Origin of the sequence: Acinetobacter sp. YH12151, from assembly GCF_013418355.1 — a bacterium.
GTDB lineage: Bacteria > Pseudomonadota > Gammaproteobacteria > Pseudomonadales > Moraxellaceae > Acinetobacter > Acinetobacter pseudolwoffii.
In genome coordinates this window covers 1-10,624 of record NZ_VPCG01000063.1, presented here as the reverse complement: position 1 = coordinate 10,624, position 10,624 = coordinate 1, and the positions used below count along the sequence as shown (strand labels likewise).

The 10,624-nt window shown below is 42.9% G+C and carries 9 protein-coding genes and 3 pseudogenes; 5 read left to right on the top strand and 7 right to left on the bottom strand.

Features of this window, described 5'->3' with window-relative positions:
* Positions 1-351 precede the first annotated feature (351 nt).
* The 4 genes from FTU82_RS14620 to FTU82_RS14605 all read left to right on the top strand — a co-directional run bounded on the left by FTU82_RS14620 (position 352) and on the right by FTU82_RS14605 (position 3,864).
* Complete coding sequence (locus FTU82_RS14620) at positions 352-1,335, top strand: putative oxygenase MesX (protein WP_159138861.1); 984 nt, start codon at positions 352-354, stop codon at positions 1,333-1,335.
* A 50-nt stretch (positions 1,336-1,385) separates the two neighbouring features.
* Complete coding sequence (locus tag FTU82_RS14615) at positions 1,386-2,429, top strand: methionine synthase (RefSeq protein WP_004733166.1); 1,044 nt, start codon at positions 1,386-1,388, stop codon at positions 2,427-2,429.
* A gap of 98 nt (positions 2,430-2,527) precedes the next feature.
* Positions 2,528-3,022: a flavin reductase gene (locus FTU82_RS14610; protein ID WP_005093807.1), complete on the top strand. Its 495-nt coding sequence runs from the start codon at positions 2,528-2,530 to the stop codon at positions 3,020-3,022.
* Between the two features lie 41 nt (positions 3,023-3,063).
* Positions 3,064-3,864 carry a sulfite exporter TauE/SafE family protein gene (locus tag FTU82_RS14605; protein ID WP_005093808.1) on the top strand — a complete coding sequence of 267 codons (801 nt, stop codon included), beginning with the start codon at positions 3,064-3,066 and terminating at the stop codon, positions 3,862-3,864.
* Between the two features lie 40 nt (positions 3,865-3,904).
* On the opposite strand, the gene FTU82_RS14600 is transcribed toward FTU82_RS14605, so the two are convergent.
* The 5 genes and pseudogenes from FTU82_RS14600 to FTU82_RS14580 form a co-directional block, all read right to left on the bottom strand.
* Positions 3,905-4,330 (bottom strand): LysR substrate-binding domain-containing protein, encoded by a 426-nt coding sequence (locus tag FTU82_RS14600; protein ID WP_180101535.1) that lies wholly within the window; start codon positions 4,328-4,330, stop codon positions 3,905-3,907.
* A 733-nt stretch (positions 4,331-5,063) separates the two neighbouring features.
* Entirely contained in the window at positions 5,064-5,525 is a 462-nt protein-coding gene (locus FTU82_RS14595) for a DIP1984 family protein (protein ID WP_004733111.1), read from the bottom strand.
* Positions 5,526-5,720: 195 nt separating this feature from the next.
* Positions 5,721-6,084 (bottom strand): annotated as a pseudogene (locus tag FTU82_RS14590) (IS3 family transposase); the annotation flags it as partial.
* A pseudogene (locus FTU82_RS14585) lies at positions 6,078-6,359 on the bottom strand (helix-turn-helix domain-containing protein); the annotation flags it as partial. The pseudogenes FTU82_RS14585 and FTU82_RS14590, both read right to left, overlap by 7 nt.
* A gap of 159 nt (positions 6,360-6,518) precedes the next feature.
* Positions 6,519-7,844, bottom strand: a complete 1,326-nt coding sequence (locus FTU82_RS14580) for an ISNCY family transposase (RefSeq protein WP_180101533.1) — start codon at positions 7,842-7,844, stop codon at positions 6,519-6,521.
* Between the two features lie 293 nt (positions 7,845-8,137).
* On the opposite strand from FTU82_RS14580, the gene FTU82_RS14575 reads away from it, so the two are divergent.
* Positions 8,138-8,341, top strand: a complete 204-nt coding sequence (locus FTU82_RS14575) for a hypothetical protein (protein WP_004896916.1) — start codon at positions 8,138-8,140, stop codon at positions 8,339-8,341.
* Positions 8,342-8,530: 189 nt separating this feature from the next.
* Here the strand turns inward: FTU82_RS14575 and FTU82_RS14570 are convergent.
* Both FTU82_RS14570 and FTU82_RS14565 read right to left on the bottom strand, forming a co-directional pair.
* Positions 8,531-8,617, bottom strand: a pseudogene (locus FTU82_RS14570) (DNA-binding protein); the annotation flags it as partial.
* Between the two features lie 52 nt (positions 8,618-8,669).
* Positions 8,670-10,624, bottom strand: a 1,955-nt coding sequence (locus FTU82_RS14565; RefSeq protein WP_180101531.1) for a Tn3 family transposase, incomplete at its 5' end; no start/stop codon positions are given.

The window sequence follows — 10,624 nt, the reverse complement described above, 5'->3', positions numbered from 1 at the left end:
TGGATAATCTTTTTCAGATTCAATTAGTAATTGAACCGCTCTTTCTCTGATTTCAGGGGTATAGTTTGGTTTTTTCATCGGAATAGTCTCTCAGAATATTGACTCTCCGACAAACCCGGTACGGTTCTATCTTTGGTAGAGTTGCAAAAAACATTACCAATTTCAGATAAAGATTTTAGATAGCCGCTTAGCTTACTGAATAACTAAAAATCCTCAGCATCTTTAATTTATTAAGATGAGTATTTCTCATCTTAAGCTGAATTTATATCGTTTTACTCACTTTCTTATTCACGTTTAAATATAGCCATTCAGAAATTTAACTTTTTATAAAATTTTTAGGTGGCAATCTCCATGAGTACAGCATTTGAGTGTTCAATTAAACGTATCCGTTTTGATGAGAATTATACACCAGCAGAAAACACACGTTTAACCACAAACTTTGCCAATTTGGCACGTGGGGAAAGCCGTGAAGAAAACTTGCGTCGTACCCTTGCGATGATCAACAACCGTTTTAATAGCTTGGCAACCGTTGATAACCCGAAAGGTGATCGCTATTCACTTGAGATTGACATTATTTCTGCGGAAATTGATATTGAAGGTAATGGTCAAACTTTCCCATTTATTGAAACACTTAAAAGTGTTGTGATTGACCATCAAACAGGTGAGCGTATTGAAGGCATGATCGGCAATAGCTTCTCATCTTATGTGCGTGATTACGACTTCAGCGTGGTATTGCCACAATTGGGTTGTGGTGTAGGTGAAAAACCTGAAGATTTTGGCAATCTACATGGCAAGCTTTATCAACATTTAGTCAATTCAGATGTATTTAAAGCAGAATTTAAAAAACAACCTGTCATTTGCTTAAGCGTTTCAACCTCTAAAACGTATTTCCGTACAGCCAACGTACATCCTATTTTGGGTGTGGAATACAAAAATGATGAATATTCACGTACCGATGAATATTTTGCCAAAATGGGTTTACGTGTACGCTACTTTAAACCAGAAGGTGGTAATGCACCATTAGCATTCTATTTCGCTGGCGATTTAGTCCGTGATTATACTGATTTTGAATTGATCAGTGCTATTGCGACCATGGAAAGTTTCCAACGGATCTATCGTCCTGAAATTTACAACACCAACTCTCCTGCAGGTGTGGTGTATCAACCAAGTCTAAGCTATGGCGATTATTCACTTACACGTGTGGTCTATGACCGTGTGGAACGTGGTGAGCTTGCAGTTAAACAAGGTAAATGGACGGAAGAAAACTTCATTAAGCCTTATCAAGACATTTTAAATGAATGGGCTGCAAATTTCGAAGTCGAAACAGCTGCTTAATCCATTAAATTGATAAACAGATTTACGAATTTAGACAAAGAAGATTAGACATGGCGCTTACACAACCGAAACTTTTACTCCCAACTTCAACTGCGGGTAGCTTGCCAAAACCGTCTTGGTTAGCTGAACCTGAAAAATTATGGTCTGCATGGAAGCTTGAAGGCGAAGAATTATTAGAAGCTAAACGTGATGCTTTGAAATTATCATTACATGAGCAAGTCACTGCAGGTATCGATATCGTGAGTGATGGTGAGCAAACCCGTCAGCACTTTGTAACCACGTTTATTGAACATCTTGAAGGTGTAGATTTCGAAAAGCGTGAAACCATGCGTATTCGTAATCGTTATGATGCAAGTGTACCTTCAGTTGTGGGTGAAGTTTCTCGTAAAAAAGCAGTGTTTGTAGACGATGCGAAATTTTTACGCAGCCAAACCAGTCAGCCAATTAAATGGGCGTTGCCTGGTCCAATGACCATGATTGATACACTTTTTGACGGACACTACAAGAGCCGTGAAAAACTGGCTTGGGAATTTGCCAAAATTTTGAACCAAGAAGCTTTAGAACTTGAAGCAGCAGGCGTAGACATTATCCAATTTGATGAACCTGCGTTTAACGTATTCTTTGATGAAGTGAATGACTGGGGTGTACCAACCTTAGAACGTGCACTTGAAGGTCTAAAATGTGAAACTGCAGTTCATATTTGCTATGGTTACGGCATTAAAGCCAATACAGATTGGAAACAAACTTTAGGTAATGAATGGCGTCAATACGAAGAGTCATTCCCGAAACTACAACAATCTAAGCTCGATATTATTTCACTTGAATGCCAAAACTCACGTGTACCAATGGATTTGATTGAATTGATCCGTGGTAAGAAAGTGATGGTGGGTGCCATTGATGTAGCAACTAGCAAAGTTGAAACTGCAGAAGAAGTGGCGAATACCTTACGTAAAGCACTTCAATTTGTTGATGCAGATAAACTCTATCCTTCAACCAACTGTGGTATGACACCACTTTCTCGCCAAGTTGCACGTGGCAAGCTTGAGGCTTTAAGCGCAGGTGCTGCCATTGTTCGTAAAGAGCTAGAAGCTTAATCAAACGTAGTCTCGTGCGAAGCAGGGGCAAATTATTGCAAGATGATTTGTTCTACTTAAAGCACGAGCACGTGATATGTACATTTGAGATGAAAGAGATGATTGAAGCAACAGACTTTAGAAATGCAATGTCTTTACTCACCACAGCAGTGAATGTTATTACGACTGCGAGTAAAGCAGGTATGCATGGATTTACTGCATCTGCCGTATGTAGCGTGACGGATACACCGCCAACGTTATTGGTCTGTATGAATCAATCCTCCCGTTCACATGCCCATTTTGTTGAAAATAAAGTCTTGGCTGTAAACGTACTAAGTACTCAGCATGAACAGCTTTCAAATGCTTTTGCTTCAAGTAAATTCAGTTCTGAAGAGCGTTTCAACTTAGGTGAGTGGAGTGCGTTGGAAACTGGTTCACCTATTTTGCAAGATGCCTTGGTCAGTTTTGACTGTGAAATTCAGGACATTCAGCAAGTGGGTACACACAGTATTTTCATGTGTCGTGTGCTTCAAGTTCAACAAAGCGATCAAGAAGAAAGCCTGGTGTATTTTAACCGTGCTTATCATCAAGTGGGTCAGTTGGAACACGCTTAATTCAACGCCTTAATCCTTTCATTTTTTAAAGTTAGTCTATTGTGGAACTTATAACCTTTTTAGTCATCGGTGCTTTTGCTGGTTTTGCAGCAGGGCTGTTTGGTGTCGGCGGTGGTACGATTATTGTGCCACTGCTTTTTATTGTCTTTACTCAAATGGGTTATGACCCCGATGTGGTTATGCACCTCGCATTAGGCACATCTTTAGCAACCATTGTTGTTACTTCGATTAGCTCATTGATGGCGCATCATAAAAATGGGGCTGTGATTTGGTCGGTATTTAAAAATCTAGCACCACCCATGGCGATTGGTTGCTTTTTTGGGGCGGGTATTGCAGGTTTGATATCAGGATTACATCTACAAATCATTGTTGGCTTATTTCTGATTTGGGTTGCCTATACCATGTTTACAGGTGCCAAAAAAGTAATTGATCCAACGAAAACTTTACCTTCATCAGGTCAACAAATTGCTGCTGGTAGTGTGATTGGAGTTGCATCAGCAATCTTTGGGATTGGTGGCGGTAGCCTGACGGTTCCGTACCTGAATCGCTATGGTGTGGTCATGCAGAAGGCGGTTGGAACATCTGCGGCATGTGGACTCCCCATTGCTGTTGCTGGTGCATTAGGTTTTATTATTTTTGGTATAAATGCTGAGATTAATGTACCTAATACCATTGGTTATGTGCATATTTATGCATTTATTGGCATTAGCATCATGAGTTTCATTACGGCTAAGTTTGGTGCGAAGGCGGCACATGCTTTATCACCAGCAATGTTAAAGAAATGCTTTGCAGTTTTATTGGTCATTGTAGCAAGCTTCTTCCTTGTGAAGGGATTAATTTAATATTGGACTTCGCATAAGAGATTTTATGCTAAATGTAATTTTAAAGACTTATTTCATGACTATATTTATTTACTAAATTTAACCAGGCTTTTGTTGCATGAGAGATCTCTAATCCTTTATGCCAAGCCATATGTAATTGCCAGGTCATATCATCACTATTGAAGTATATTTTTTTTAAGTTACTAAATTTTCTACAGTAAATTTCTGGAAGAATAGCTATGCCCATATTTGCCTCTACCATTTTTACTATGAAATCCCATTGGCTACTTTTACAGACAATATTAGGTTCAAATCCTGCTTTTTGAGCTTCACTTAATATGATGGGGGTTAAACTGAAATCATCTGTATAAAATATAAAATTCTCATTTTTTAAATCATCAAAATTAATTTTCTCGTATTTCGTTAAATGTGAATCTTGTTTTGCTAATAAGCATAAAGGGGAATTTAATATTTTTATTGAGTACAGATCACTAGACCTCTTGCGAAAGTCGTTATTACAAGTTCATTCGGTTTACCAGTGCAGCGATTAAGTTAGCCACTGATGTATCTGGCTGCTGGCATTGCTGAATAAGTTGATGTTTAAATTCAGCCGTGAAGGTTCGACGGGGCTTTTTTAGCATTGGTGTGCTGTCTATAACTGTCTTTAAATCCATAAATAGGTGTCCACTTAAAGTTTAGTGGACACTATCGTGGTATTCATGAGTGAGGAAAAGTGGGGCTCAGCGGATGCTTACTTTCATCTTGAGAGAGTTGGGTGTATTTCTTCATTGCGTGCTTTCCAATTGCGAGTTGAAAAAGTCTAATGATTCTACGAATACACCTAACTTTTTCACCTAACTACAAATGTGTCGCACTTGTGATTTGAATCCGCTATTTTCAAAATCTGTCTTTCAGCTCGTTATGCAACAAAGCCGAACCGAATTAAAAATAGGAATGTGCTTCAGCTGATGCTTGCTCATTTCTTTATTTTTAGTAATTGAGGTGAACATACTGTCAGTACATGGTAGTTATAAGTAACGTGTAACTTTGTTTGCACAAAGATTTGAGTTCTGCCAAGTGATGGATTGATTTGTACTTAAAATTTTAAGCTTATCCACTTGCTTTGCAAGCCACTACACTTTATTTACAATCCTATGTTGTGGAAGTAAGGGATCTTGTACTCGCCCAGTATGTTCAACTTGATTATATCTAAAGGACTATTAGGCTTCAATCAAATCAATTTTCCAATTATTCGACTGAATTAACACATTTAAATCACGTAATTTAAGACTAATATCATCAGCTTGTTTTTGTAATGATGAAACTGGAATAACTTTATGCCACTTTATTTCCCGCGTACTATAACGATCAGATTCACGAGATGTATTACTTATTGCTGCAGTTAGGGTTTTGTGCTGTTCTACAAATTCATCACGCAAAGACAATAAAGCAAGTAGAGAACGACCATCATTTAATTTTGTTAAAGCATTAGTTTCATGAATTGCATAACTTAATTTTTGAAATTCTTGAATTAAAGAAAATACTTGTTTTAATAGTTCATTAGGATCTTCAGATGGTTTATCACCATCTTGTACCAATACATTTGCATTGATACGTTGTTTTAGTGAAATAATTTTTTTTTGTTGATCACTTCGAAGTAAGAGAGCTTCTGCTAATTTCATTTTTCACCTATTAACCAATTAGAATTAAGTTTTAAGCAGCTAAGTAATTTCACAAATACTATATCCTCATTCTTTAAAGATCAAAACAATTGATTTTTTATAATTTTCAGAGGTAGAAGTCTTATATTTTGTCATTAGTCGAAGCTCAGAATTAAGCTAAAGGCCTTTTTCAGATGCAGAATCCTTTATCTGATCCTAGACAGTATTGTGGACAGTCGATCCCTCTAAATTCTTACAATATTTTTGTTCAAAGGCTTCAGGACTTAACCAGCCATTTGCAGAATGTCTTCTGATTCGATTGTAATAAATCTCGATATAGTCAAACAAGACAGCATTCGCTTCTTTTCGAGTGGCAAACACACGCCATGGATTACATGACCTTTCAATGTATGAAAGAAGCTTTCAGTCACTGCATTGTCCCAACATGAGCAGTGTACTGCGCAAGACTGCGTGACATACTTTGAATACAGTTATTCGTCAATAATAGTGCTCTAAAAGCACGACTACAGTACTGACTGCCTTGGTCAGAATGAACCATAACTCCTGTTGAATAAGCTTTTCATGCGCCAAGGTTGGTCCGAAACCATGCAGTTGATCAGAAACAATATTGAGGCACTTGAGTCTGAGTTCTTAAGAAAGCCTGGAATTGCTGGTTTGGCCACGACCCGTATGGGCTAATGCAGCTGGACCTTGAACTTTGTATTTCTGCAGTAAGCGTCTGACCTGACATTCTGAAATATGAAGTAGAAGTAGCTGAGCAGCCTGGGATTGAGTTATGCGTTGATCGCAGATTTCCTGCAAGACCGACAATCGTTTAAGTTCTTTATCCGACATAGTGATCAGCATCTATATTTTATATCCAGTCCATGGTGATAAAAACCATCATAAACTAGACATTTTTATTGGTGAGAATATAGACACTTTAAATGGGTTCTAACATTTCATGTTATTCCTAAGTAGAAATGTCCTACCTAATAACCAAATAGAAATGTCCTATATGGACATTTCCAAGTCAAGCACAGGATTCAGATTTCGCTGTTGAATTGCTGTTTTCTGTGCACGTCTGCTTGGCATCTTTTGAGAACGATTGCGTTTGTTTTGCTGTTCCAGTTCTTCATGCTGCTGTTGGATATGATTCAGAACAGCACCCAACCGTTTATTCTCAACAATCTCTCGCTGGTTCAGCTGACTTAATTTATCGAAGATGCTGTAATTGATCTTCCGACTTTCATGCATGATGGCCACAGTACCATCCGGGTATTCTAGAAATTCAAGATACTTGCCGATCAACCTTTGATTTTCTTCTGTATTCTCCAAGAGATATACACATTTATCATAAGTAATGGTCAGGCTTTTCGTCACTCTGCGTGGTTCACGCCAGGTAAAAACATCATCTAACTCTTCGGCTGTTTCAGTGACAGTCCGGTGTAGATCCTTGGGATTAAAAGCCATCTTGGCAAATTTACGATTAAATTGCTCAATAAAGCAGGGCAACCACTTATTCGCATCTGCAATCGAATTGATACCTTCCAGGCGCATCTCCTTAATCAGACGATCCTGAAGTGTTCTATTCGCTCGTTCCACACGACCTTTGGCCTGGGGTGAGTTAGCGAAGATGATATCGATTTTGAGGGTACTGAGTACGCGTCCAAACTGGGTAATCCTGGTGTCTTTCTTACTGCTTTGATTTACCCTAAACACTGAATGTTTATCGCTGTAAAACGCTAAGGGCTTACCGTGCTGTTCAACATACAGGCGTGTTGAAATCATATAGTCAAAGGTTGATTCTGATTCACAGAAGCGTAAATGCTGCAATTTTCCTGTGGCATCATCAATAAACACCAGTAAACAGCATTTAGGTGCTCGTCCTTCAAACCAGTCATGATGTGAGCCATCAATTTGGATCAGTTCACCATAACAATCCCGGTTATATCGAGGCTGATACGGGCGTTTCAGGCGCTTGGCGCGAGGAATCCATAAATCGGCTGCAATCATCCAGCAACGCAGGGTTTCCACTGAAAGATCGAATCCATGAACGGTAGTGAGCTTTTCATGCGCTAAAGTGGGTCCGAAACCATGGAGTTGATCCGAAACAATATTGAGGCACTTGAGTCTGAGTTCTTCAGGAAGTTTGCAGTTGCTGGTTTGGCCACGACCAGCATGGGCTAATGCAGCTGGGCCTTGAGCTTTGTATTTCTGCAGTAAGCGTCTGATCTGACGTTCTGAAATATGAAGTAGCTGAGCAGCCTGGGATTGAGTTATGCGTTGATCACAGATTTCCTGCAAGACCGACAATCGTTTAAGTTCTTTATCCGACATAGACACCAACATATCAAACCGTCCGCTTCAATAATCGCAAAAGTGCATATTCTAAAAGCGGACATTTTTACTTTGGAGAAACCGGACATTTCTATTTTGGGCTTACATTTCAATTTCGTATAATATCCATTATGTTAAATAGATAGCAGTTAGGAGATTATTTATTCTTTCAATAGACAAAAACTTGCGGAATTTTTCTTAATTTGTAATCCTTGCGGCCAAGGGTGTCTAGCGTAGCTAAGACAGGTATTCGTTATAGTCGGGCCGCTATAATACGGATGAAGAGTGCCTGTATGTTTAACCTAAATATCTTTAACAAGATTTCTAGCGAAGTATTGACCATCAAAAATGATCTTGAGCTGAATTCTGAGAATCAACTGATAACTAAATATAAGACTTCTACTTCTGAAGATTATAAAAAAGCAATTATTTTGATTTTTAAAGAACGTGGCTATACCAGGTTAGAAATAGGTCAGTTACTTGAAGGACAACTCTAAAGACTTCCTAAAATTAACATAATACACCTTATACGAAATACGTTATAATTCCACTTAGAAATCAATGCTGTAGTTTCTAGTTTATAGCCCATCTTCCCCAAGGTGGGCTTTTTTTATGATTTTTCACGTTCCACGCTTAATAAGTGAGCAATGTTCCACGGCTTTGATAAGCCCAGATGAACAATCAGATCAGCCATACGGCTTAAAGAATCGGCTCCAAAAGCCCCTTTTCTTTGGCTCTGGTTCTACATGCTCTGGAACTGGAATGCGTTTTTCTATTTGATTACTAGTAGTAGGGGTCGTTTGCGGGAGGGGGCGGAATCCTACGCTAAGGCTTTGGCCAGCGATATTCTCCGGTGAGATTGATGTGTTCCCATCCGAGCGGCGAAACATGGGCCAAGAGATCGGGCGATAGCAGCTTTCCATCGCGTTTCTGGTTTGCAACGACCTCGCCGAGCTTCATGGTGTTCCAGAAGATGATGATGGCGGCGAGCAGATTCATGCCGGCGATGCGGTAATGCTGGCCTTCGGCGGAACGGTCGCGGATTTCACCGCGGCGGTGGAAGCTGATTGCCCGCTTCAGCGCATGATGAGCTTCGCCTTTGTTGAGCCCGATCTGGGCACGCCGTTGGAGTTCGGCATCCAGAATCCAGTCGATCATGAACAGGGTGCGCTCGACGCGACCGACTTCCCGCAGGGCTGTCGCGAGCTCGTTCTGCCGCGGATAGGAGGCGAGTTTCCGCAGAATCTGGCTTGGCGCGACGGTCCCGGCAGCAATGGTGGCGGCGATGCGCAGGATGTCGGGCCAATTGCGCTCGATCATGGCTTGGTTGACCTTTCCGCCGATCAACGCTCGCAGGTGCGCCGGGGCGGCCGACGGATTGAACGCGTAGAGCCGTTTGGATGGCAGGTCGCGGATGCGCGGAGCGAACCGGTAGCCGAGAATGGCACATGCGGCAAAGACGTGATCGGTGAAGCCGCCCGTGTCGGTGAACTGCTCGCGGATATGGCGTCCAGCATCGTTCATCAGCAGGCCATCGAGGATGTAAGGCGCTTCGCTTGCCGTTGCAGGAATCACCTGGGTTGCGAACGGCGCATATTGGTCGGAGACGTGGCTATAGGCTTTCAGGCCCGGGGTATTGCCATATTTCGCGTTGACCAGGTTCATGGCCTCACCTTGCTCTGTAGCGACGAAGAACTGTCCGTCGCTCGAAGCCGACGTGCCCATGCCCCAGAACCGGGCCATGGGTAACGCTGCCTGTGCCTCGACCACCATGGCCAGCGCCCGGTCATAGGCTTCGCCCTCGACATGCCACCGTCCAATGCGGATCAATTCCCAGAAGGTGTGGGTGTTTGTCGCATCCGCCATTTTGCGCAAGCCGAGGTTGATCCCTTCCGCCAAGATAACGTTCATTAGCCCGATCCGGTCAGCGCAGGGTGCTCCTGTGCGCAGATGGGTGAACGCTTCGGTGAAGCCGGTCGCCGCATCCACCTCCAGCAGGAGATCGGTGATGCGCGTGGGCGGGATCTGCTTGTAGAGATCGAGCACCAGATCTTCGGCGCCTGTCGGCGCGGCGGCTTCGAGTTTCTCGATATGCAGAACGCCGTTTTCAATCGACCCGCCCGGGATCGTGCCTGCGCGAGCGGCACGGCCAAGCTCGCGCAACCGCATGTCGAGGCGAGCTTGCCGGTCTGCCAGCCATTCCTCCGGCCGCAATGGCACAGCGAGACGACCGCCTTCCGCGATGGATTGTGCCGGAACGAGTGCGTGTTTCAGATCGCCATAGCGCCGGGACCTAGTAAGCCAGACATCTCCGGAGCGGAACGCATCGCGCAGATGGAACAGCACCGCGATCTCCCATAGGCGAGCGTCGCCAGCCCTCTGGGCCCGAAGGTGGCGATGCCATTTCGAGCTGGGCCGCAAGAAGCTGGTCATCGCGGCATCGTTCAAACCGGTACGAAGGGCCGTCACCGCTTCCAGAAGCGGCAGTGCAACGGGCGCAGCTCGCAGATCGAGCAGGCGCAACATGCGTGGAGCGTATCGGCGGAAGCGGTGATAACCGTCGAGCACATGATTGAGCGGATCGTCGGCCATGGTGGCGGTCAGCCTGGTTGCCATTGCAACAAGGGTTTTTAAGCCGTCCCACCCTGACCCACTCGCGATGACATCGCCCAGCGGCTGGCCATCATCCTGTGCATCGACCAGGGCGCCCCCGATCTCGGCGAAGGATTTCAGGGTGTCACGCACCACCCCCGCTTCGTCTGCGACCTTTGCATGGCAAA